22 protein-coding genes and 1 pseudogene are annotated in these 22,775 nt (G+C 39.5%); 10 read left to right on the top strand and 13 right to left on the bottom strand.

The window, feature by feature from the left end; translation table 11 throughout:
• Window positions 1-73: 73 nt before the first annotated feature.
• Window positions 74-586 (bottom strand): peroxiredoxin family protein, encoded by a 513-nt coding sequence (locus CZ487_RS14520; protein WP_077213015.1) that lies wholly within the window; start codon window positions 584-586, stop codon window positions 74-76.
• 157 nt (window positions 587-743) lie between these two features.
• Window positions 744-3,452, bottom strand: a complete 2,709-nt coding sequence (gene acnA / locus CZ487_RS14525; RefSeq protein ID WP_077213016.1) for an aconitate hydratase AcnA — start codon at window positions 3,450-3,452, stop codon at window positions 744-746.
• Between the two features lie 334 nt (window positions 3,453-3,786).
• Between acnA and sspO the strand changes: the two genes are divergently transcribed.
• Window positions 3,787-3,936: a small acid-soluble spore protein O gene (sspO, locus tag CZ487_RS14530; RefSeq protein WP_077213017.1), complete on the top strand. Its 150-nt coding sequence runs from the start codon at window positions 3,787-3,789 to the stop codon at window positions 3,934-3,936.
• 137 nt (window positions 3,937-4,073) lie between these two features.
• Here sspO and CZ487_RS14535 read toward each other — a convergent pair whose 3' ends face one another.
• Window positions 4,074-4,334 carry a hypothetical protein gene (locus CZ487_RS14535; RefSeq protein WP_077213018.1) on the bottom strand — a complete coding sequence of 87 codons (261 nt, stop codon included), beginning with the start codon at window positions 4,332-4,334 and terminating at the stop codon, window positions 4,074-4,076.
• Window positions 4,335-4,443: 109 nt separating this feature from the next.
• Here CZ487_RS14535 and CZ487_RS14540 point away from each other — a divergent pair, with 109 nt between their 5' ends.
• Window positions 4,444-4,587: a small acid-soluble spore protein P gene (locus CZ487_RS14540; RefSeq protein ID WP_077213019.1), complete on the top strand. Its 144-nt coding sequence runs from the start codon at window positions 4,444-4,446 to the stop codon at window positions 4,585-4,587.
• 96 nt (window positions 4,588-4,683) lie between these two features.
• On the opposite strand, the gene selA is transcribed toward CZ487_RS14540, so the two are convergent.
• Window positions 4,684-6,093 (bottom strand): L-seryl-tRNA(Sec) selenium transferase, encoded by a 1,410-nt coding sequence (selA, locus tag CZ487_RS14545; RefSeq protein ID WP_077213020.1) that lies wholly within the window; start codon window positions 6,091-6,093, stop codon window positions 4,684-4,686.
• 146 nt (window positions 6,094-6,239) lie between these two features.
• Here selA and CZ487_RS14550 point away from each other — a divergent pair, with 146 nt between their 5' ends.
• Window positions 6,240-6,635 carry an Hsp20/alpha crystallin family protein gene (locus CZ487_RS14550; RefSeq protein WP_237562890.1) on the top strand — a complete coding sequence of 132 codons (396 nt, stop codon included), beginning with the start codon at window positions 6,240-6,242 and terminating at the stop codon, window positions 6,633-6,635.
• A 107-nt stretch (window positions 6,636-6,742) separates the two neighbouring features.
• On the opposite strand, the gene CZ487_RS14555 is transcribed toward CZ487_RS14550, so the two are convergent.
• The 3 genes and pseudogenes from CZ487_RS14555 to CZ487_RS27885 all read right to left on the bottom strand — a co-directional run.
• Window positions 6,743-7,207, bottom strand: a complete 465-nt coding sequence (locus CZ487_RS14555) for a DinB family protein (protein ID WP_077213021.1) — start codon at window positions 7,205-7,207, stop codon at window positions 6,743-6,745.
• Window positions 7,208-7,293: 86 nt separating this feature from the next.
• Window positions 7,294-7,491, bottom strand: coding sequence for a hypothetical protein (locus tag CZ487_RS27195; protein ID WP_077213022.1), 198 nt, complete (start codon window positions 7,489-7,491; stop codon window positions 7,294-7,296).
• Window positions 7,492-7,812: 321 nt separating this feature from the next.
• Window positions 7,813-7,998, bottom strand: a pseudogene (locus CZ487_RS27885) (Rdx family protein); the annotation flags it as partial.
• 194 nt (window positions 7,999-8,192) lie between these two features.
• On the opposite strand from CZ487_RS27885, the gene selD reads away from it, so the two are divergent.
• A complete protein-coding gene (gene selD, locus CZ487_RS14570; RefSeq protein ID WP_084783280.1) occupies window positions 8,193-9,245 on the top strand; it encodes a selenide, water dikinase SelD in 1,053 nt (350 codons plus the stop codon).
• Between the two features lie 76 nt (window positions 9,246-9,321).
• On the opposite strand, the gene CZ487_RS14575 is transcribed toward selD, so the two are convergent.
• The 4 genes from CZ487_RS14575 to CZ487_RS14590 all read right to left on the bottom strand — a co-directional run bounded on the left by CZ487_RS14575 (window position 9,322) and on the right by CZ487_RS14590 (window position 13,614).
• The gene (locus tag CZ487_RS14575) at window positions 9,322-10,236 is read right to left on the bottom strand and encodes a pseudouridine-5'-phosphate glycosidase (protein ID WP_077213024.1); all 915 of its coding nucleotides are present in this window, start codon (window positions 10,234-10,236) and stop codon (window positions 9,322-9,324) included.
• Window positions 10,233-11,342 carry a PfkB family carbohydrate kinase gene (locus CZ487_RS14580; protein WP_077213025.1) on the bottom strand — a complete coding sequence of 370 codons (1,110 nt, stop codon included), beginning with the start codon at window positions 11,340-11,342 and terminating at the stop codon, window positions 10,233-10,235. Before CZ487_RS14580 ends, CZ487_RS14575 begins: the two co-directional genes overlap by 4 nt.
• A 126-nt stretch (window positions 11,343-11,468) precedes the next feature.
• On the bottom strand, window positions 11,469-12,422 hold the full coding sequence (locus CZ487_RS14585) for an L-threonine 3-dehydrogenase (RefSeq protein ID WP_077213026.1): 954 nt from the start codon (window positions 12,420-12,422) through the stop codon (window positions 11,469-11,471).
• A gap of 1 nt (window position 12,423) precedes the next feature.
• Window positions 12,424-13,614, bottom strand: a complete 1,191-nt coding sequence (locus CZ487_RS14590; protein ID WP_077213027.1) for a glycine C-acetyltransferase — start codon at window positions 13,612-13,614, stop codon at window positions 12,424-12,426.
• Window positions 13,615-13,865: 251 nt separating this feature from the next.
• On the opposite strand from CZ487_RS14590, the gene CZ487_RS14595 reads away from it, so the two are divergent.
• The 5 genes from CZ487_RS14595 to CZ487_RS14615 all read left to right on the top strand — a co-directional run bounded on the left by CZ487_RS14595 (window position 13,866) and on the right by CZ487_RS14615 (window position 20,473).
• Window positions 13,866-15,422: an ABC-F family ATP-binding cassette domain-containing protein gene (locus CZ487_RS14595; protein ID WP_077213028.1), complete on the top strand. Its 1,557-nt coding sequence runs from the start codon at window positions 13,866-13,868 to the stop codon at window positions 15,420-15,422.
• A gap of 184 nt (window positions 15,423-15,606) precedes the next feature.
• Entirely contained in the window at window positions 15,607-16,512 is a 906-nt protein-coding gene (locus CZ487_RS14600; RefSeq protein ID WP_077213029.1) for a putative selenate ABC transporter substrate-binding protein, read from the top strand.
• A gap of 13 nt (window positions 16,513-16,525) precedes the next feature.
• Entirely contained in the window at window positions 16,526-17,278 is a 753-nt protein-coding gene (locus tag CZ487_RS14605) for a phosphonate ABC transporter ATP-binding protein (RefSeq protein WP_077213030.1), read from the top strand.
• Window positions 17,278-18,906, top strand: coding sequence for a PhnE/PtxC family ABC transporter permease (locus tag CZ487_RS14610; RefSeq protein WP_077213031.1), 1,629 nt, complete (start codon window positions 17,278-17,280; stop codon window positions 18,904-18,906). Before CZ487_RS14605 ends, CZ487_RS14610 begins: the two co-directional genes overlap by 1 nt.
• A gap of 919 nt (window positions 18,907-19,825) precedes the next feature.
• Entirely contained in the window at window positions 19,826-20,473 is a 648-nt protein-coding gene (locus tag CZ487_RS14615; RefSeq protein ID WP_077213032.1) for a glycoside hydrolase family 25 domain-containing protein, read from the top strand.
• Window positions 20,474-20,796: 323 nt separating this feature from the next.
• Here the strand turns inward: CZ487_RS14615 and CZ487_RS14620 are convergent, their stop codons facing one another.
• Window positions 20,797-21,807 carry a DUF3231 family protein gene (locus tag CZ487_RS14620; RefSeq protein WP_077213033.1) on the bottom strand — a complete coding sequence of 337 codons (1,011 nt, stop codon included), beginning with the start codon at window positions 21,805-21,807 and terminating at the stop codon, window positions 20,797-20,799.
• A gap of 116 nt (window positions 21,808-21,923) precedes the next feature.
• Window positions 21,924-22,361 (bottom strand): peptidylprolyl isomerase, encoded by a 438-nt coding sequence (locus tag CZ487_RS14625; protein WP_077213034.1) that lies wholly within the window; start codon window positions 22,359-22,361, stop codon window positions 21,924-21,926.
• A 227-nt stretch (window positions 22,362-22,588) separates the two neighbouring features.
• Between CZ487_RS14625 and CZ487_RS26660 the strand changes: the two genes are divergently transcribed.
• Window positions 22,589-22,750, top strand: a complete 162-nt coding sequence (locus tag CZ487_RS26660; protein WP_154676039.1) for a hypothetical protein — start codon at window positions 22,589-22,591, stop codon at window positions 22,748-22,750.
• The last annotated feature ends 25 nt before the right edge of the window (window positions 22,751-22,775 follow it).

Consider the following 22,775-nt stretch of genomic DNA (forward strand, 5'->3'; position numbering starts at 1 on the left):
GACCTCTATATGTTATGCAGAACACTCAAGGTTTGTTACAGATAAGAAAGCCCCGGCAATTGTGCCAGGACCTCTATAGATCTGATAGGTATTCCTTCATTTTATCCAGCGGGATTGCACCAATAATCTTTTGTTTTATGATGCCGTCTTCGTCTATAAAAAAGGTAGTTGGGATAGAGATAATATTGTACTGCTTCATTACATCCTCTTTTTTATCTAAAAGGATTGGAAAAGTGAGTCCATATTCTTCTACGAATCCAGCTACATCGTTATCGGGGTCAATATTTACGGAAACAATTTTTATTTCCTCCCCTTTTTCCTTGTGAAGTGCTTCCATATCCGGCATTTCTGCTTTACAAGGTGGACACCAGGTTGTCCAGAAATTTAGCATGATTCTTTGCCCTTTATAATCAGAAAGCTTCACTGTTTTTCCATCAATCGTTTGCAGTTCGAAATCCTTGGCTTTAAAACCAATATCTACACCAGGAGGCTGATTTGCTGATGTGTTCTCTTTTTCCATTGCTTGAACGACGACAACCATCGTAAGTGCAAATAGTACAACCGCTGCGATTATCTTTTTAAACATTGTCTACCTCCTTTGTAAAAAAATCCTAGTACATCGTAGTTTACCCATTTATATTAATTTCATTATAAACCGATTCAGTTTACACATAATGTGCAACATGTGACAATCCAACAACAAAAACACCTGCAATTTTTAATTGCAGGTGTTTTTTATTACATTAGTTCGCTAATTTTTCACGAAGAACCATTTGCAGGATTCCACCATGACGGTAGTAATCGATTTCTACTTCAGAATCAAAACGTACAAGAACTTCGAATTCTTTCTTGCTGCCGTTTTCGTCAGTAGCAGTTACTTTTAGAAGATCACGTGGTCTTACGTTCTCATCAATTTGAACATCGATTGTTTCTTTCCCTGTTAAACCAAGTGTTTCAGCGTTTTCGCCTTCTTTAAATTGAAGAGGAAGAACACCCATCAACACTAGGTTTGAACGGTGAATTCGCTCGAAGCTTTCTGCGATAACTGTTTTGATTCCAAGAAGGTTTGTACCTTTTGCTGCCCAGTCACGAGATGATCCCATTCCGTAATCTTTACCAGCAAGTACAACTAAGCCTGTACCTTCTTCTTTGTACTTCATGCAAGCATCGTAGATTGAAGTAACTTCGCCTGTAGGCCAGTGAGTAGTGAATCCACCTTCTGTACCAGGAGCGATTTGGTTACGGATACGGATGTTTGCAAAAGTACCGCGCATCATTACTTCATGGTTACCACGACGAGAACCATAAGAGTTAAAGTCGCGGATTTCTACGCCGTTTTCACGAAGGTATTTACCAGCAGGTGTATCTTTACCGATTGCACCAGCAGGAGAAATGTGGTCAGTTGTAACAGAGTCACCGAACTTACCAACAACACGAAGACCAGCTAATGGCTTCACTTCTTCTGGATCTGGCTTTAAGCCTTCAAAGAATGGCGGGTTTTGAATATATGTTGATTTATCATCGAATGAATATAATGGTTCGTTGCTTGTCTTAATTTCGTTCCAACGCTCATTATCATTGAAGACATTTTCGTATTCAGCTTTAAATAGTTCTGGAGTAACGGTACGTGACACTACTTCGTTAACTTCAGCAGTTGATGGCCAAATATCCTTAAAGAATACATCGTTACCATCTTTATCTTTTCCAAGTGATTCGTTTTGAAGATCGATATCCACTGTTCCAGCTAATGAGTAAGCTACTACTAATGGTGGTGAAGCTAAGTAGTTACCCTTCACTAATGGATGGATACGTCCTTCAAAGTTACGGTTACCAGAAAGTACAGATGTAACTAATAGATCGCTGTCAGCTACTGCTTTTTCAATTTCATCTTTTAAAGGACCAGAGTTACCGATACATGTTGTACATCCGTAACCAACAAGGTTATAGCCAAGCTGCTCAAGGTATGGAAGTAATCCAGAATCACGAAGGTAACCTGTAACTACTTTAGAACCAGGAGCCAATGAAGTTTTAACATACTTAGGAACTTCTAGTCCTAATTCTGTTGCTTTCTTCGCTACTAAACCAGCAGCTACTAGTACATATGGGTTTGAAGTGTTTGTACAACTTGTGATCGCAGCAATAGCGATTGCACCAGTCTTCATAACAGCAGTATCGCCGTTGTTGAAGTTTACAGTAACTTCTTTTTCAATTTCAGACGCTTCTAATCCGAAACCTTGGTTTCCTTGTGGAGCTGTTAGCGCTTTATTGAATTCTTCTTTCATTTGAGAAAGAGGAATTAAATCTTGCGGACGCTTAGGACCTGAAAGATTCGCTTCAATTTCAGCAAGGTTGATTTCGATTACGTCAGTGTATACTGGATCAAGGTTTGGATCGAAGAATAATCCAGTTTCCTTGCAGTATGTTTCAACGATTTGGATTTGCTCTTCTGAACGGCCTGTTAAACGCATGTAGTCAAGAGACTCAGAATCTACTGGGAAGAATCCACATGTAGCACCGTATTCAGGAGCCATGTTAGCAACTGTTGCACGGTCTGCTAATGGAAGTGTAGTCACACCAGGTCCGAAGAATTCAACGAACTTGCCAACTACTCCATGCTGACGAAGTACTTGAGTTACTTTTAATGCTAAGTCAGTAGCTGTAGCACCGTTTGGAAGTTCGCCAGTTAATTTAACACCGACAACTTCTGGTACTGGGAAGTATGAAGGTTGTCCAAGCATTCCAGCTTCTGCTTCAATACCACCAACACCCCATCCAAGTACACCGATACCATTGATCATTGTTGTATGAGAGTCAGTACCTACTAGTGAATCTGGGAATGTTTCGAATTCTCCGTTTTCACCTTCAACAGCGTGAACAACGTTTGCTAAGAACTCAAGGTTAACTTGGTGAACGATACCAGTTGCAGGTGGTACTGCACGGTAGTTATCAAATGCTTTTTGAGCCCAGCTAAGGAATTGATAACGCTCAGCGTTACGTTCAAATTCAAGATCCATGTTAGCTTGTAATGCATCAGCAGTTCCGTACTTATCAACTTGTACAGAGTGGTCGATTACAAGATCAACTGGTTTTTCAGGATTAATTTTATCAGGATCTCCACCTAGGTCAGCCATTGCTTTACGTAATGAAGCAAGGTCTACGACAGCTGGTACTCCTGTAAAGTCTTGTAGAATAACACGAGAAGGTTTGAAAGGTACATCAACCTCTTTAACCTCGTCAGTTCCCCATTTAGCTAAGTTTTCAACATGCTCTTTTGTAATAACGCGACCATCATATTGACGAAGGACAGATTCAAGAAGAACCTTTACAGAGTATGGAAGTTTTGAAACCTTGCCAATCCCTGCTGCTTCAAGTGCACCTAGGTCATAGAAGTTGTAACGTTTCCCGTTTAATTCGAATGATTTACGGGAATTAAAAACGTCGTTTTTAGACATATGTATTTCCCCCTCTTGTGATAATTCTATAACAACTTAAGGTATATTGTCGAAAAGTTTGAATTTTTGCTCCCATCCTAACTTTTCTCACATTTCCTATATTAATACAACCTTGAACATAAGTAAATAACAAGAAAGTTATAGTTTATGATAAGTTTTTCTTATATATTTAACTATTTTTAAGGTGATTAGCTTAATTATGCCCTTTTTTCGTCGATTTCCGAGCAATTTCTTATAAAATATTTTCCTTCGAAATTATACTAATAAAGTTTTACAAATATTTTGAATGAAATTCCTTTCATAGGAAAAAGTAACAAATGGAGGTGAGACATAAGTGGCAAAAAGAAAAGCAAATCATGTGCGGCCGGGAATGAACGCAGCTAGTGCACAAGGTACAGGAGCTGGCTATAACGAAGAGATGGCAAATGAACCACTAACCGAAGCACAAAAACAAAATAACAAAAAGAGAAAAAAGAATCAATAAATTCTAAATGCGGAAGCACTGCAGCTGGATATAGAAAAGCGGAAGCACCCTTACGATAAAGCCGGCAATTTTCCACTACTGAAAACTGTATATTACAAAAAGAGGGCTTTCAGACCCTCTCTTTTTGTGATTTATATTTATTCTGTTTGATTTACTTCTGTTACGATTGAGTGTAGATCTTGTCTGAACTGCTCTAGTCTGCTCCTTTGCGTGTCGGACGCCACCTCAAGAGCATTTTCTATCTGCTGCATGGCCTCATTCACTTCATTCTTTAGATGTTTCAATTGATGACCATAGCTTGCACTATCTCTTACAATATCTTGATACAGCTCTTGCGCTTCGTTTACCCCCTGCTGTGCTGCTTGAAAAGCTTGTTGCTTATCCTTATGGTATGGCATGTCAAAAACTCCTTTCTAAAGTGTTTACGTTAAATTGTGCAGTGTGCAAATAAAATATTCGGTATAAATCTTTCTTCACAGCAGCATCTTATGGTTAGGAGGGATTACAATGAATAAAAACGATGGAAAAGATATGCGCAAAAACGCACCAAAAGGAGAAAACTCAGGTCAGCCTGAACCGCTTAGCGGCTCCAAAAAAGTAAAAAACCGCAACCACACAAGACAAAAAAACAACCAACACCACGACATGTAGGTACCTGGTACCGTAAAAGGACGGTGTCCGTTTGGTATGGACACTGTGATAATACAAAGAAGCTGTTGGTCTTGGTTAGATCAACAGCTTCTTTTTTCAGCCTATTTTTGCTAGTGTTTGTAGTATCGTCTGTTCTTCTTCGTTTGTAACGCATCTTAAGTCAAGAATGACTTCATCTTTTTGAATGCGAACGACAATCGCAGTGTCCTCTTCCACCCTTAGTTTTCTTGCCAAATTCTCTGCTGATAAGTCTTTATGCTTTAGAACAGCCACATATGTAGGGAGTTCCACCTCAGGCATAGTCCCACCTCCTACCTGACTCGTGCTTTCAGCAATAGCAATGTCATATTGATTGCTAACCTTCGATAATTCAGCCGCAAATTTCTCCGTTCTTTCTTTCATTTCTTCTTTCGTGGTAAGCATGTCTCCTACAACTGGGATATTCCTAATACCAGATTCCCCTTTTACATACTCAATCAACGTACCCTCCAATGCGGCCAGCGTCATTTTATCAACACGGACAACTCGCGCCAATTGATTTTTCTTTAATCGGTCAATCAGCGGCTTTTTCCCAACAATAATCCCTGCCTGTGGACCGCCCAGCAGTTTATCTCCACTAAAAGAAACAATGTCAACACCCTTCATTAAGACATCCCCGACCACAGGTTCATTTCCAATGCCATGCTTACTGTAATCATAAAGGGCACCGCTGCCCAAATCCTCATAAAAAACCAGATTTTCATGAGCACTGGATAGATCAGCCAATTCCTCCGAACCGACTGACTTCGTAAAACCAATTACTTTGAAATTACTTGTGTGGACTTTCATCACCATTCCGGTATTTTCGGAAATAGCTCGTTCATAATCATAAAGATGGGTTTTATTTGTAGTACCAATCTCAACAAGCTTTGCTCCGCTTTCCTCCATAATAGATGAAATCCGAAAAGACCCGCCTATTTCAACAAGCTCTCCTCTAGAGACAATGACCTCTTTATCATAAGCTAACTCTCGCAGTATTAAATAAACCGCAGCGGCATTATTGTTCACGACCATTGCCGCCTCAGCTCCGGTAATCTCTTTAATAAGAGATTCTACATGTGAATGACGGGAGCCGCGCTCCCCTTCTTGGAGCTTATATTCTAAATTAGAATAAGACTCTGCCGTTTCCACCACATGTTTTATGGCCATTTTACTCATCCTGGCCCGCCCAAGGTTTGTATGTAAAATCGTGCCGGTGCCGTTTATTACTTTTTTTAATGTAAATTGAAATTGATGTTTAAGCCTCTCTTTAATGTTTTCAAAAAGATAGGAAAGAAATTCTTCATCTCCTGGAGAAGGTCCAGTATATTGTGCATGTAGTATATCTTCACGAATTTCATCAATCACCGCTTTAACATGCGCCGTCAGTTTCAATTGATCCAATCCATATTTATATATAAGCGTGCTATACCTTTCATCCCTTTGCAGCTCATGCACAGGGGGAATATAGCGAAGCATCTGTTTCATTAAAAATCCTCCATCCCAAGCTTTTACCGGTCCATTATACCACTTTCTTCACCATTTAAGAGAGTGTGAATAGAATGTTACAAGCATTCGAACTCTATCTTCATTTTACATTATGGCCAAAAAAATCAAAAAAGGGGTAAGGGTCAATGATGGCTAGTTTAAACGAGGATTCTTTGTTTGATGGTAATGAAGTTGAAAAATGGCTAAGAAAATTATACTTAGATCCACTAACTTCCTATTTAGATCAGACCATTTTTCGAATCGATATCTTTGAGACAGAACAGGAATATATATTAGAGGCACTTTTGTCAGACTACCAATGCAAGGATATCAGTGTTTATATAGAAGATGGTCAAATCAAAATAGAGGCCGTTAACACAGACCTTTCTGAGGAAGGTAAAAAAGCAAGGACCATCGACTTTCCTTTTAAAGTCATCGAAAAAGATGTAACCGCCACTTTTTCTGATGGGATATTAGAGATATTTATCTCGAAGATTAAGAAAGGCTCAGGAAAAAATCGATTTATTTCCGTTCTAATATAGCTGCTATACTATTTTTATTCTAAATAAATAAGGATAGATAAAAGCTAATCATTCCGGCTTTTATCTATCCTTTTATGTTATTTATCTCGGTTAGTTCCCCGGTTGTATCACATATTCGGCGGGTCAATCCCCTGCAGCCTTAAGAGTGCATTGACCTGACCTAAATGATACACCTCGTGATCGAAGACTCGATGGATAATCCACCCAATTGATGGATTTTCAATCGGTTCCCCGCGGAAGCCCTCCGATGGAATGGTACGAGTCTCATCAAGAACGGTAATTGGATTTTCTTGCAAATATGCTAAGGTTCTGCCTCTTGTTTCGTTAAGATAGTCTAGAATACTATCAATATCTTGAAGCTCTTTTCGTCTTTTAGGCGTCATATTCTCTCCCAGAATGACCGTCTGGAGAAACCAATCCTCTGCCTGAGCAATATGCCTTAATAAGAATCCGATACTGTTTTTAGAACCTTCCGGAGTCCATTCCAATTGTTCAGATGTAATTCCACCATATGCTGAGAAAAACTTATCTCTCAAATCATTCACAAAATAAAATCGTTCGATTGCTTTCAACTATGTCACCTCCTGTATATATTAGTTTAACTATTCTGTATATTTTAGAGAAAATCCTGCTATTACTATAAAAAATGGTAGTTAGCTTAGTTTCCTATCGTCTGATTTGGATTCTTCGAATGTACATTTATCACTCTTGTGCACTTTTCTTTTCTTCTCTTTCGTTTTTCCTTCTTCATCCTGCTTCTGCTTTCAGATTGAATAAACAAATACGTCAAATAAGATTTTAATTCGAACCGATCGCCTTCAATAAAGTGATTTAATAAATGCTTATTCTCCACCAAATCCTCACCACCTCTGCTTAATTATTATCCCGTATTCCTTTAGCATTACGCTTTACACTTTATATTCTCTATCTCTACTAATCTATAAAAAAGTAAGTACTGGCCCCGACCATCGCCATGTACCGTGACAGCCACACGCGCCGTCCTCCTAAGTACATTCTAATTGAAAACGCTTTCAGTTTCAATGAGTTCTTTGCATCAAGTTTCGACATTTTCATACTTTAACAACGTTGTTATGTTACAAATGTTATTTAATCAAAACGCTAACCATGACTGTCAGTATGACTGGTTAGCGCTGTCTTGTTCAATTCTTAAAAAACACTATAAGGCTTCCATCTTTTCGATGATTTCCTTATTTTTTGGAAAAAGCCCAGTATCATCCTTGGAATAAATCTTGTCTCCATTCACTGTGACTTCAAATATCCCTCCAGTACCTGGTGTCAAGATCATATTCTTAATGTCGGTACGAAAATGGGTAAACAAATCCTCCGCGAGACTCGCGGCCTTTGGTGCATAGTTTCATTGCATACAGAATTCTACTGTTACCTCATAAGCTTTCATTCATGGTGCCTCCTTCGAAAGTTGTCTTCAGTTATACAAGGTTATTGTAGTATACATTCAATTCTTTTCAAAGTAACTAGCATGTTAGAAATGATTTTCATTTCTTTTATGTGTATACTGATTTATGGAGGTGAGCTCTGTTGAGTGAACATGAAAAAATTCGACTTACATCGTTATCAACAAAAGCTGGCTGAGGCTGTAAAATTGGTCCAGAGGACTTAACTCAGGTTCTGAGTTTATTACCAAAACATGACCCTGTTCCCGAATTGCTTGTAGGCCATGAAACATCTGATGACGGCGGAGTCTATCAATTAACCGATACAATTGCACTTGTACAAACACTAGATTTCTTCACACCGATTGTGGATGATCCATATATGTTTGGGCAGATCGCTGCCGCAAATGCACTAAGTGACGTTTTTGCGATGGGCGGCACACCAAAAACGGTGATGAATATAGTTGCGTATCCTGTTAAAAAGCTTGGAGCTGAAATTTTAGCAGAAATTTTGAAGGGTGCAGGAGATAAAGTACACGAAGCCGGGGCTGTTACCATTGGCGGACATTCCATAGACGATCAAGAACCAAAGTTTGGTTTATCAGTTACTGGCGTAGTCCACCCAGATAAGGTTTGGAAAAATGTTGGGGCTAGACCTGGAGATGTATTAGTTTTAACTAAACCGATTGGCGTTGGAATTATGACTACAGGAATTAAGCGTCAAGCCGTGACAGCAGAACAGGAAAAAGTGGTTACTGAAGTAATGGCTGCGTTAAATCGTAAAGCTGCTGAAGCACTCCACAACTATTCTCCGAATGCCGTTACGGATATTACTGGTTTTGGATTGTTAGGCCACGGCAGTGAAATGGCTAGAGGCAGTAATGTAAGCTTTGAAATTTCCTACGAAGATGTACCGATGTTAGATGGAACAAATGAATTAGCCAAGAACGGTGTAGTTCCAGGCGGCTCAAAATCAAACCACAAATGGTTGGAAAACGACATCAATTACGAAGATATCAGCCCTGAAGAGCAACTTATCCTATGTGACGCCGTTACATCAGGCGGTTTGTTCGTATCTCTTTCTGAGCAAGAAGCGAAGCAATATGTTGCTGACCTTCATCAGCAAGGAATTAAAGATGCTGCAATCATCGGAAAAGTTACAGAGAAAAGAGACAAGCTTATTTTTGTAAAAAGGTAAAATCCCCTGTGATTTTACCTTTTTTACTAATTAAAAATAGAAGCAACCATGCAACAGTTGCTTCTACCATCATTCATTACTTCATTCCATATAAACTAACTGCAATTTTCGCTCCTACTACAGCGTTATTCTTTACCAATTCAATATTGGCGTCGAGACTTTTCCCTTCAGTCAGTTCTTTTACTTTTGCTAGTAAAAACGGAGTAGTATCCTTGCCGTGAATGTGATTCTCCTCTGCCTCTTTAAGAGCTGATTGAATGACACCAGTAATCATACTTTCTTCCATCGCATGTTCTTCTGGAATAGGATTAGCAATGACAGCTCCGCCTTTTAAATTCAAATCCCATTTTGCTTTTAACGTTGCAGCAACAGTTTCTGGGTTATCAGCACGGAAGTTAACGTCAAATTCACTTGTTCTCGTATAGAATGCTGGAAGTACATCTGTTCCATAGCCAATTAGCGGTACACCCTTTGTTTCCAAATACTCCATTGTCAGCCCTAAATCTAGAATAGACTTCGCACCAGCACAAATGACGGCAACATTAGTATTTGCTAACTCCTCTAGATCAGCGGAAATATCCATTGTTGTTTCAGCCCCGCGGTGAACACCGCCGATTCCGCCTGTTACGAAGATTCGAATATCTGCAAGATCTGCACAAATCATTGTAGCAGCGACAGTTGTTGCACCATTTTTCTTTGTAGCGAGTAAATAAGGAATATCTCTGCGGGAAGCTTTTGCAACCTCGGTATTTTTCCCAAGCATTTCAAGCTCCTCATCTGATAAGCCGATCTTTATTTTCCCTTCTAAAATCGCAATCGTAGCTGGTACTGCCCCATTGTCGCGAATAATTTGTTCGACTTCGCGGGCAGTTTTAACATTTTGCGGGTACGGCATTCCATGTGAAATGATCGTAGATTCCAATGCCACAATCGGTTTTCCTTGTTCCTTCGCTGCACGTACTTCTTCTGATAATGTGATATATTCTTTCATGATAATTCCTCCATGTCTTTTTGTAATTGTGTTGCTGTTAAATCCTCTCGAACGGTAAATGGCGAATGAAGTGTTTTATAGGCATTGACGATCCCTGCTTTGCCGATTTCCTTTAAAGCGTTCCCTTCCAGCCAAGAAAAAATCACCCCTGAACTGAAAGCATCACCCGCACCAGTTACATCAATAATTTGATCGGACTTAATCGCAGGAATATGAAAAACACCTTCTTCTTTATTTCCGATCATCACACCGTCTGCTCCCTTTGTAATGACAACATTGGATATACCAAGTGACAGCCATTTCTCAACAAATTCTCTCCACTCAGACTCGGTTTTTATTTCTTGTTGAAAAAACGTTTCTGATTCGTCCCGGTTTGTAATTAACCAAGTCACACCCGTTAAGTCATCAGGAAGCCTAGCCATTTTCGGTGATGAAACAGGGATAAAAATCAATGGTCTATCGTGTTTTTTGGCAAAATAACAAAGAGTTTGCAGCGCCTCTTTTGGGCAATTCAAATCAGCAATGATGCATTTAGCATGTTTCAATAAGCTTTCATGGCTTAGTATAAGTTCTGGTGTAATATACTCGTACACTTCCATATCTGCTAAAGCAATAACCATGTCACCATTCTCATCCAGTACAGCTGAATAAGATCCTGTTGAATGGTCCGGACTTGGAATAACCTTTTCAAGATTCATGTATAAGGAAGAGGAATCCTCTATGAATTTCCATTCCGAATCTGCGCCGCATTTTGTTAAAAGTGTCACATCCATCCCAAGGCGCCCGAGGTTCTCAGCAATATTTCGTGCGACCCCTCCTACACTTTGTGAAGATTTGACAGGATTAGATGTTCCAAGCATTGTCTTTTCTTTTAAGAAAAATTTTCGGTCAACATTCGCCCCGCCAATACAGACAATTTGTTCAGAATCATTCAGGATATAGGCTCGTCCAACGATCAAGCCTTTTTTCGTCAAACCAGAAATCATATTCGCAATCGATGGGCGCGACAAACCCAATATTTCTGCTAGTTCTTGCTGAGATATGAATGGATTTTCACGAATAAGATTGATCAGAGTCGTTTCCTTTCCTGACAACTTCTCAGGCACAGTTTCACCCCTCAAACTTTTGTTTAATTTTAAACTTATGTTTATATCTTACTTCGTTTTATTTAGTTTGTCCATCTAATATGTTTTTCTACAAAACAAAAAAACAAGCTTTAGAAACGCAGCTTGTTAAAAATAACTATTCTGTTTGGTTAGTTTCTCCAGCATATCAATGGTCATGTTTTCAAGATCGTACGCTGGTTTAAACCCCCATTCACTTTTTGCTGCTGCTGCATCAATTGAATTTGGCCAGCTGTCAGCGATACGCTGTCTTACGGGATCCACGTTGTAATCCATTACAAAATGCGGTAGATGTTTCTGTATTTCCTTTGCAAAATCCCCTGGCGTCACACTCATTGCTGTAACATTATAGGAATTTCGATGTTTAAGCTTAGAAGACTCGGCTTCCATTAAATCAAGTATCGCAGCTAGTGCATCTGGCATATACATCATGTCTAATGATGTCCCTTTTGCTAAATAACAGGTGTAGCGTCCGTTTTTCAAGGCTTCTTCATAAATTTCAATGGCATAGTCCGTTGTCCCGCCTCCAGGAGGGGTTAAATACGAGATTAAACCAGGAAAGCGAAGTCCTCTCGTATCGACTCCATACTTGTAGAAGTAATAATCGGAGAGCAATTCGCCGGCAACCTTATTGATGCCATACATTGTGGTCGGCCGCTGAAGGGTAACTTGTGGTGTATTGTTTTTGGGAGTAGAAGGTCCGAATGCTCCTATTGAACTTGGGGTGAAAAACTGCGCCTTTACTAAACGTGAAGTTTCCAAGGCGTTCAGGAGACCGTCCATGTTTAATTTCCACGCCTTTAAAGGGTGATTTTCTGCCGTCGCAGATAAAAGCGCGGCCAAATGAAGAATACTATCAACACGGTATTTTTTCACATATTCCAAAAATTTGTTTCCATCCATAACATCCAATATTTCAAATGGTCCGTTGGATAATTTCTCATCCTTCGGTTGGCGAATATCAGTAGCAATCACTTGATCCTCACCATATATTTCTCGGCATTTCATCGTCAATTCTGAACCAATCTGTCCTAATGCTCCAGTAATTAAGATTCTTTTCATTTTAAATCATGCCCAATTCCTTTCCAACCTTCTCATAAATTGAAATCGCCGTATCGAGCATTTCTTTTGTATGAACTGCGGTTGGCATATTTCTTACTCTGCCCGTACCTTTAGAGACTGTTGGGAAAACAATCCCTTTCGCATAAACGCCTTCTTCAATTAAGCGCTTGCTGAACTTCTGTGTCAGAACCTCCTCACCGATGATACAAGGAGTGATCGGTGTTTCACTTTCCCCGATATCGAACCCTAGCTGGGAAAGTCCTTTTTTCAAATAGTTTCCGTTATCCCATAATCTCTGATTTAATTCCGTACTTTCTGTTAAGAGATCAATGGCTTTTAAGCAAGCTGCTGCATCTGCCGGTGTCATTGCAGTAGAAAATAAAAACGGCCGGCTTCTCACTTTTAACCAGTCAATCAAAGATTTTTTCCCAGCAACATAACCCCCAACTACCCCGATTGCCTTTGATAATGTTCCAATTTGAAAATCAACTTTATCTGATAAACCAAAATGCTTAACCGTACCTGCTCCGTCACCTAATACTCCTGATCCGTGTGCATCATCCACATAGGTGATTAAATCAAATTCTTCAGCTATGTCAACAATTTCCGGAAGCTTAGCAATGTCTCCATCCATTGAAAAAACTCCATCGGTAATGACCATCACCTTATTAAATTGACGGGACTCAACAGCCTGTTTCGCTTTACTCCGCAAATCTTCCATATCAGAATGACGATAAGTGATGATTTTTGCCCCTGACAGACGGCAGCCGTCGATAATCGAAGCATGATTCAATTCATCTGATAAAATTCCATCTTGTTTATTCATCACAGCAGAAATCGCTGCCATATTACAGTTAAAGCCAGATTGATAAGCAATTGCCGCTTCTGTATGTTTAAATTGTGCTAACTTTTCTTCAAGCTCTATGTGCAGCTTTAGTGTCCCGTTAATTGTCCGAACGGCGCCTGCCCCAACCCCAAATTCCTCAATTGCCTTAATCGCTGCTTCCTTTAATCTTTGATCAGTTGCAAGCCCCAAATAATTATTAGATGAAAGATTAATTAATTTTCTACCGGCTATTTTGATAATCGGACCGTTCGGGCTTTCGAGCTGATCAATATCATTGAAAAGACCATTCTCCTTTAAATCTTGAAGGCTTTTATTCAAAAAAGAATCCAATGCTGTACTGCTCATGACATATCCTCCTCATTGATATCTTTTTCTATTAGTCTATTCCAAATATTTACCTCCTGTGTAAAAGGTCTAGTCTTGAAATAACAAATTTAGTATTATGTATAGAGTAAACTCCCATAGAAGAAGCGCGCCAATGATTATTGTTGAAAAATCGGACATTTACAGCCGTTGTTCTGTACAATCTCTTCGGCATGGAGGACAACTTCTGTAAGATAGATAGTAACTTTTTAAAAAAGCGAGGAATTTAGATAATGAGCTTATTAACAGTTGAGAAATTAAGCCATACGTTTGGAGATAGAACCTTATTTAAGGATGTATCTTTCCGTCTTTTAGCGGAAGATCATGTTGGTTTAGTTGGAGCAAATGGAGTAGGAAAATCTACTTTAATGAACATCATCACGAAGCAGTTGATTCATGATTCTGGAAAAGTTGAATGGACACCAGGTACTCATTACGGATATCTTGATCAGCATACTGTTTTAACACCAGGTAAAACGATAAAAGATGTTTTAAATGATGCGTTCCTTCCATTATTCCAACAGGAAGAGGAATTAAATGAAGTAACCGCGAAAATGGCAGATGCCAGCCCAGAAGAGCTTGAAGAACTTTTAGAAAAAATGGCAGAAATCCAAGACCGTCTTGATGCGGGCGACTTTTATTCTTTAGATATGAAAGTTGAAGAAGCAGCACGAGGACTTGGCTTAGATGCAATTGGGTTGGACCGTGATGTTTCAGCATTAAGCGGTGGACAACGTACGAAAGTATTATTAGCAAAGCTTTTATTAGAAAAACCAAAAGTATTATTGCTTGACGAGCCGACAAACTATTTGGATGTTGAGCATATTCGCTGGTTAACTGGTTATCTGAAAGAATATCCATATGCATTTATGTTAATTTCTCATGATACGGAATTCATGAACCAGGTATCGAATGTAATTTTCCATTTGGAGTTCTCAAAAATGAACCGTTACACAGCGAGCTACGAGAAATTTTTAGAACTGGCGGAAATCAATAAAAATCAACATATTAATGCCTATGAAAAACAGCAAGAGTTCATCAAAAAGCAAGAAGATTTCATTGCGAAAAATAAAGCTCGCTACTCTACAACAGGCAGAGCAAAAAGCCGTCAAAAGCAGCTGGAACGCTTAGAACGAATTGATCGTCCTGAAACAGCTGTGAAACCAACCTTTGAATTTAAGGAATCTCGCGGCAGCTCTCGCTATGTGTTTGAAGGAACTGACTTTGAGATTGGATATACTCAACCACTGCTACCGAAAATGTCAATGACCATTGAACGCGGAGAAAAAATCGCGATTGTTGGCTGCAATGGAGTCGGAAAATCCACCCTTTTAAAGACGATGCTTGGTGTTATTGAACCATTAAGCGGAAAAATAGAACGAGGTGACTTCCTCTTTCCTTCATACTTTGAACAGGAAGTGAAAGCTGGCAATATCACACCAATCGAATCTGTTTGGAATGACTTTCCGGGGATGGATCAGCATCAAATCCGTGCAGCTCTCGCTAGATGCGGTCTTAAGAACGAACATATCTCCCGCCCTCTTAATCAGTTGAGCGGTGGAGAACAAGCAAAAGTTCGTCTTTGCAAGCTGTTGATGCACGAAAGCAACTGGCTGCTATTTGACGAACCAACAAACCATTTGGATGTTGATGCAAAAGCAGAACTAAAGCGTGCCTTGAAAGCTTATAAAGGTACTGTTGTGTTAGTATGCCATGAGCCTGACTTCTATGAAGATTGGATTACTAAGGTTTGGAATGTGGAAGAATGGTCAGCTAGTCTAAATCGTTAATAGAAAGAATACTTCCCTTGCCTAGTTCTGGCAAGGGATTTTTATATTAATGATAAAATAGATCCTTGTACTTTCAACCTATCGATAAAATCTATGGATAAATATTGATAAAATCTATTATAACGTTCAAAAATGAAATATAATTAACTATTGATTGACTATTACTTGATAGATGGAGGACATAATGAGGAAACTTTTAACTTATTTTACTTTTTTACTATTATTGCTTCTTACAGCCTGTGGAGGTGGAGAAGAACCTGCAAATGAAAGCCAAGGAGAAGAAAACAATACTAAAAATACGGAAGAAGTATTTAAGATTGGTGCGATACCTGATCAAAATGCAGCGGAATTAAGTAGAAGTATGGGCGGAGTGGCAGAATATCTACAAGAAGAAACAGGACTTACAGTTGAATATGTTCCTTCTGTTGATTATGCGGCACTTGTAACAGCGTTTGAACGCGGTGAAATTCACTTAGCTTGGTTTGGCGGTCTAACAGGAGTTCAAGCGATGAGCTTAGTTGAGGATGCTGAAGCAATTGCACAAAGACCTCGCGACGAAGAATTCCATTCTGTTTTTATCGCACAAAAAGAGCTTGGTCTTAAAGGAATTGAAGACATCAAGGGACATAGCTTTACATTTGGCAGTGAAAGCTCAACATCTGGGCATTTAATGCCACGTTATTTCTTAATGGAAAATGGCATTGATGCTGAAAATGATCTTGATGGTGCGCCAAATTACTCAGGCTCCCACGATAAAACATATAAATTAGTAGAAGCAGGCACATTCCAAACAGGTGCTCTAAACGAAGCGGTATGGGAAACAGCCGTTGCAGAGGGAACAGTTGATACCAATAAGGTTGAAGTATTTTACGAAACACCTGCTTATTACGATTATAACTGGACAATTAACGCAGTAGATCCTGTGTTTGGTGAAGGTACGAAAGATAAAGTGAAAGAAGCTCTTCTTTCCATGGGTGAAGAACAACAAGAGATTCTAGATTTATTCGCAACAGATAAGTTCATTGAAACAAGCAACGAAAACTATGCTGCTATCGAGAAAGTGGCAAAAGAATTAGGCATCATTAAGTAGAGGTGAAGATGCTGTGGCATCTGAAAATATCATTGAAGTACAAAAACTACATGTTGGTTTTGAGAGGAAGATAGCTCTATCTTCCCTTTCTTTTTCAATCCAAAAAGGTGAAAGAGTTGCGTTGATAGGACCTTCTGGAGCAGGAAAAACGACGCTTTTGAATACATTGGCGACTTTTATCACTCCAACAGAAGGCGAACTACAGATAACGGGTTTGAATCATCAGGATAGCAAGAATCGGAAAAAGCTTGCCAAGAAAATCGGCATGATTCGGCAGCAATTCGATTTAGTATCCCCTCTCCCTGTCATTCATAATGTGCTTGCAGGGCGGTTGGCGGATTGGGGGTTTTTTAAGTCGCTTTTCTCTCTTCTCGTTCCTCAAGAAAAAACACTAGCGATGAAGGCCTTAGATCGAGTCGGCTTAAAAGACAAGCTATATGCGCGAACATCTACCCTATCTGGCGGTGAACAGCAGCGTGTTGCACTAGCTCGTTTATTAGTGCAAAAACCGGAAATCATCTTAGCTGATGAGCCGGTCGCCTCTCTTGATCCTGCTCGTGCGGAAGATGTTTTATCAATTCTGGCCAAGCTTGTAACCGAGGAAAACCAAACCTTGATCGCGAGCCTTCATTCGGTCGAATATGCGAAAAAATATTTTACAAGGGTTATTGCTTTGCGAGATGGTGAAATCTTTTTTGATTTGCCTTCTGAAAAAATAGAAGATCAAAATTTAGCAGCCCTTTATGAATTGAAGGGGAAATCATAATGTCTGCTAAACCCGATTTCTTCCGCTATTATAAAAAATCATATCTTACGATTATCTTAATTGGGATTTTTGTATGGAGTCTCTTTGCTGTTCAATGGAATAGCGATCTCATTCATGCGGGCGGCTTTGTGACAATTATGCAAATGCTCGGGGCGCTGTTCCAGCCAGATTTCTCGAAAGAAATCTTGGAACTGGCGATTGAGTCAACTTGGATTACCTTATCATATGCTGTGGCCGGCATGACACTTGCGTTTATCATTGCCTTCGTTCTTGGAGTGTTAGCATCGGGAATACTCTTTGGTGAAAGCCGTATATCAATTCTGATGAAATCTTTTTTTCGCGGACTTCTCGGCTTTTTAAGAGCCATCCATGAACTTGTCTGGGCGTGGATCTTTGTCGCTTCCTTCGGCCTTTCCCCTTATGCTGCGATTTTCGCACTCGCGCTTCCTTATGGAGGGATTTTAGGACGAATTTTTGCCGATATGCTTACGGATGTTCCTAAGGAACCGATTGAAGCATTGAATTCTACAGGAGCTTCTAAATTTCAGGTCCTTTTATACGGCTACCTTCCAATGGTAAAAACAAATATTTTAAGCTATACAATGTATCGTTTTGAATGTTCAATCCGGTCTTCAGCGATTATGAGTTTCGTCGGTCTTGGTGGACTGGGCTATCAAATACAGCTTTCGCTGGATGACTTACAGTACGACGAAGTTTGGACATTTATTTATTTTCTAATTGCCATCGTCGTATTGATTGATTTGTGGAGCAGTCAATTAAGGAATAAATTAAATGCTCCTTCTAAGCATTGGTTTGTACCGTTTTCTAGTATTCTTACTGTCTTTTTGGTAGCAGGATCATGGGGATATGTCTATTTCGTTGATAAAGCTAGTTTTTTGGCGTTATTTTCCCAAGAAAACCTGGCTTATGCGAAAAAGTTTTTTGCCGGAATGCTGGGAATCGGAGAAGAAAATCCGGCCTTCTTGGATCGTGAAAGCTGGAGTAACGCCTTGCTGCTTACGTATGATACATTAAGAATGAGTATTATGGCAATCGGTTTTTCAACGATTGTTATGTTCCTTACGGTAATCCCGGCGGCGAGAAATGTGGCAAATGGCACTTTAACGCTTGCTCCAAAATGGTACAGTTGGATTTCTTTCGGTTTTATTCGCTTATGCTATATTTTTAGCAGAGCGATCCCCGAATTGGTTTGGGCAATGATGATTATCTTTATTTTAAAACCAGGGATTTTACCAGGGGCGATTGCGTTAGCTCTTCATAACTTTGGTATCCTTGGTAAGCTTTGTGCAGAGGTCATTGAGGACTTAGATGAAAGGCCAATCCGCCATCTTTCCTCATCAGGGGCAAGCAAAGCGCAAATTCTCATGTATGGCGTCATTCCTTCTGTGCTCCCGCAATTTTTAACTTATATTTTGTATCGCTGGGAAGTGATCATGCGGACAACAATTGTGGTTGGATTTGTCGGTGCAGGCGGATTAGGTCAGCAATTTAAGCTGAGCATGAGCTTTTTCCATTATACCGATTTGACACTGCTGTTGTTCTGTTACCTGATTCTTGTGTGGATATCGGATTACATTTCAGAATGGGCAAGGAAAACGGCTAGATAAAGGGGATTCAGCGGGGCTGTCCAAAAAGTCAGGTAACTGATCTTTGGCAACCCTTTATTTTTTAGTTGTTGGTTAAATGGAGTTGTTGATTTCCACTCCAGGCACTTCGCTTTCCGCGGGCGGTACGGGGAGCCTCCTCGGCGCTTAGCGCCTGTGGGGTCTCCCCTGCCCCGTCATCCCGCAGGAGTCTTCGTACCTTCCGTTCCAATCAACCTATATTAAACCTTTTTTGGCTTATAAATTCCATCTAATTAAAAATAAGGGCAAAAAAAATTGCCCTATTTAGTAAATAGTAAGTGAGGAAACCATATAATACAAAAGCAATTGGAGAACAACGAGCTGTTATCTCCAATTGCTTTATTTTAGGGACTTATCGGACAGCCCCGTTTTTGCTTTGATGAAGACGGTCTCCTTCTCATGCTGCTGTTGTTACGGCTCTCATCCCCTTGATGAAGACCGTTCCCTTCTGATGCTGCGATTGTTTCGGTTCTCATTCCCTTAATGAAGACCGTTCCCTTCTCGTGCTATTGTTGGTTCGGTTCTCATTCCCTTAATGAAGACCGTTCCCTTCTCATGCTGCGATTGTTTCGGTTCTCATTTCCTTAATGAAGACCGTTCCCTTCTCGTGCTGCGATTGTTTCGGTTCTCATCCCCTAAATGAAGACCGTTCCCTTCTCGTGCTGCGTTTGTTTCGGTTCTCATTCCCTTAATGAAGACCGTTTTCTTAGGGAAATCACAAGCCTTTTGGTCTTCATCCCCATTACGAAGACCATTAACACAGTAAACCCTCCTGCCTTTTGTCCTTAATCTTTGTAGTTCTTATGACCCTAACATCCGCTTTAATTATTTTCTTGGTCTATGACAAGAACCCCCTACGATATAATGTAAGGTTACTACCTACTACGGGAGGGAAAGAAACGTGCCTATATATTGGGGAGTGGACTCGGCTGATAAAGTAACGCAGGAATTATATGACCGCGTGTTGCACAATTTTGGAAAACCATCCTATTGGGGAAGATATTTGGCTCCAATCCCTGAAAAAGCGACGGGTTTGACGAGAGCGGAAACAGACCTGCTCCATAATAGCGGAACAAAGGTCTTTGCGATTTACAATAATTTCGCAAAAGCAGTTGGATATAGAGAAGGAACGGTTGTGGCTCAAAATATGGTATTTAACGCGCGAAAAATTGGGTTCCCTAAAGGGAAAATGCTGGTTGCTAAAATAGAAGAAGGTTTTGAAATAGATGAGGCTTGGATACGTGGTTATGTTGACGCGATGTATACAAGCGGTTTCAAACCTGGAATCTATCATGATCCCATTAATGGAGTTTTTAAAGCAGCTTATTGTGAAGCAGTTTCGAACGATAACAAGGTTGCTAACCAGGTAATTCTTTGGAGTACTTCACCTGAACGAGGTCCAAGTAAAGCTAGAAATGCACCAAATTTCAGACCGAAAAAACCGCCTTGCAAAGGCAACGTCTGGGGCTGGCAGTATGGACGTGACTCGAATATTTGTCCGATTGATACTAATTTAGTGAACGGCTCGATGTTTGAATTGATGTGGTGAAAAAAATGTCCCCCACGGAATAATTACGTTTTTATCAGCGAACAATAAGCATAGTGTTAGCATCTAACACTAAACTTCAATGTGGAGGGATATATTTTGAATATTCTCTATCGCTTACTTCCAAATCTATTTTTATCGATCATCAGAAAATTATTCTTAATAAGGAAGATATCATTTAAGTTGATTAACTTATTAAGAATGCCGACTTTGGCTTAAGCATTGGAGATTCAAGAAGATATGTCTTTTCTCATTGATTAGAAAAAGGCGGGCATATTATTATATGCTTGCCTTTTTTAATACTTTGTAAAATTCCATTCCTGTCTTTACTCTTTCTCACCCTTTGTTAAGCTTCGGCGGTCTGTTGCTCTTGGCGGTTCTTCCAACCATCCAAAATCAATCATCAAATTCCCGCCGTCTTCTGCATATTTTGCAAGCTCAGCTGTCAGGGTAACATACTTAAAAGCTAAATCTCTTCGCGTTGTTACACTTAAGGCAGTACCATAAAAAGCAACAGCCATTTGCGTGGATAATTGAACCTGATACATCATAAGTTTATCGGAGAAAGGCGACACGGTAGAGTCCGTGATAGAAGATTGCCAAGAAGAAGGAGAATTCAGTTTCTCTTCTCGAAAGATATCATCAAATGCAGCAATATGTTTATTCGAAATTTCCATCCCTCTTCTAATATAAGCACGCACTTTATCGGAAGAAGCCACTTGGCTAAATGCCACCTTCAGAGCAACATGTAAATGCATTTTATTCATATTAAACGTAATATCGCCAATTTCCATAGCTGTTAAAGGGCGACGTTCTCCAAACCATCCAGTTAAGAAACTTTGGTGCTTTACAAAGTCTATTTTGGTTGGAGGTGTTAGAACAGGAGGACGGTGAAAGATCCCTTTTGTTAAAAGTGCGTCAATTGTTTGCTCAAAGAGCGCCATTACTTCGCTATTACAGGTTATGTAATACTGCCTTAAATCAGCCCGTATTGAGGTCCCTACGGAAAGTGCATAGCCTGTGATTCCCTGTAGAGACATAATATACATATAATATAAATAAAACGGGTCTTGGAACAATCGGGGAGCTTTCGTATTCACATCTTGTTCGGTAAATCCGAGCGGAATCGGATAGTTTTCACCGATAAAAAACTCTTTAATTTTCTCCACATGTCCTTCTGAATACTGTAACGCCGTCTGATAAATATCTCTTATATCCTCATCTTCTATATGTTCAAGTGCATATTTAATAAAACAAATTGACATGGTATCAAACATATATTGAGTCCAGAGACTAGACAGCTCTGGAGCTGTTAGTTTAATGTTTTTTATTTCCATGCCGACCCTCCTTTAGGATTTACACTATTAATTTTTCCTACTAACATGTAAATATTCCCTTAAAAAAGAGGAAACAAAAAAAAGAGAGAGTCTTTTACAACTCTCCCTCTTACTAATTATGCATCAAATACTTCAACTTTTTCCATAACATCGCCTTGCTTGTGCTTTAGGGCTGCATCCATTCCTGAAGTCACTTTTCCAAAAACAGTATGAACACCATTTAAGTGAGGTTGCGGTTCGTGTACGATAAAGAATTGGCTTCCACCTGTATCTTTACCAGCATGTGCCATTGAAAGGGACCCAACTTCGTGCTTATGAGGGTTTCCTTCTGTTTCACATTTAATTGTATATCCTGGACCGCCAGTTCCAGTTCCGTGTGGACAGCCTCCTTGGCTAACAAAGCCAGGAATAACACGGTGGAACGTTAACCCGTTATAAAACCCTTCGTTCGCTAATTTTTCAAAATTAGCAACTGTTCCAGGAGCTTCATTTGGATAAAGTTCAAACTCGATTTTGTCTCCGTCTTTCATTTGTATGTATCCTTTTTTCGCCATATAGTACATCTCCTTTTATGTATGCATAGAATCAATTCTTATCTTACATGATTCTTTTTCTAAAATAAAGCGCGAGGGTCTTTTCGCTTGGAATTTCAGTTAATTTTATGAAAAACATATCCTAGCATAAGTGTATTACAAGGATATATATCAATAAATAGCTGGTAGTTTATTTTTTAAAATAATATTTTCTTACTTTACATAAAATAAGCTTGGAGGTGAAAGACTTGATGGAGCATGAAAATATGCAGAGGGATCAAAATCAAAACAAGCTTGATCAACCAAGTACAGAGGAACTCATGAATAGAGTGAATCAATCCTTCGATCAAATGACAGAGGAAGTCAAAAATATATTAACTGAAAATAATCAACGCAATAATAAAATGTAATCAAATTTAAGCCGGAATAGATAGA

It is taken from the genome of Robertmurraya dakarensis (assembly GCF_900156875.1).
Classification (GTDB): Bacteria; Bacillota; Bacilli; order Bacillales; family Cytobacillaceae; genus Robertmurraya; species Robertmurraya dakarensis.

Coding starts and splice junctions, on each gene's coding strand:
- CZ487_RS14595 (WP_077213028.1), top strand. CDS start 13,866: ATGAGCTTATTAACAGTTGAGAAATTAAGCCATACGTTTGGAGATAGA.
- CZ487_RS14590 (WP_077213027.1), bottom strand. CDS start 13,614: ATGAGCAGTACAGCATTGGATTCTTTTTTGAATAAAAGCCTTCAAGAT.
- acnA (WP_077213016.1), bottom strand. CDS start 3,452: ATGTCTAAAAACGACGTTTTTAATTCCCGTAAATCATTCGAATTAAAC.
- CZ487_RS14610 (WP_077213031.1), top strand. CDS start 17,278: ATGTCTGCTAAACCCGATTTCTTCCGCTATTATAAAAAATCATATCTT.
- CZ487_RS14585 (WP_077213026.1), bottom strand. CDS start 12,422: ATGAAAAGAATCTTAATTACTGGAGCATTAGGACAGATTGGTTCAGAA.
- CZ487_RS14520 (WP_077213015.1), bottom strand. CDS start 586: ATGTTTAAAAAGATAATCGCAGCGGTTGTACTATTTGCACTTACGATG.
- selA (WP_077213020.1), bottom strand. CDS start 6,093: ATGAAACAGATGCTTCGCTATATTCCCCCTGTGCATGAGCTGCAAAGG.
- CZ487_RS14535 (WP_077213018.1), bottom strand. CDS start 4,334: ATGCCATACCATAAGGATAAGCAACAAGCTTTTCAAGCAGCACAGCAG.
- CZ487_RS14625 (WP_077213034.1), bottom strand. CDS start 22,361: ATGGCGAAAAAAGGATACATACAAATGAAAGACGGAGACAAAATCGAG.
- CZ487_RS14620 (WP_077213033.1), bottom strand. CDS start 21,807: ATGGAAATAAAAAACATTAAACTAACAGCTCCAGAGCTGTCTAGTCTC.
- CZ487_RS14550 (WP_237562890.1), top strand. CDS start 6,240: ATGATGGCTAGTTTAAACGAGGATTCTTTGTTTGATGGTAATGAAGTT.
- CZ487_RS14600 (WP_077213029.1), top strand. CDS start 15,607: ATGAGGAAACTTTTAACTTATTTTACTTTTTTACTATTATTGCTTCTT.
- CZ487_RS14575 (WP_077213024.1), bottom strand. CDS start 10,236: ATGAAAGAATATATCACATTATCAGAAGAAGTACGTGCAGCGAAGGAA.
- CZ487_RS14540 (WP_077213019.1), top strand. CDS start 4,444: ATGAATAAAAACGATGGAAAAGATATGCGCAAAAACGCACCAAAAGGA.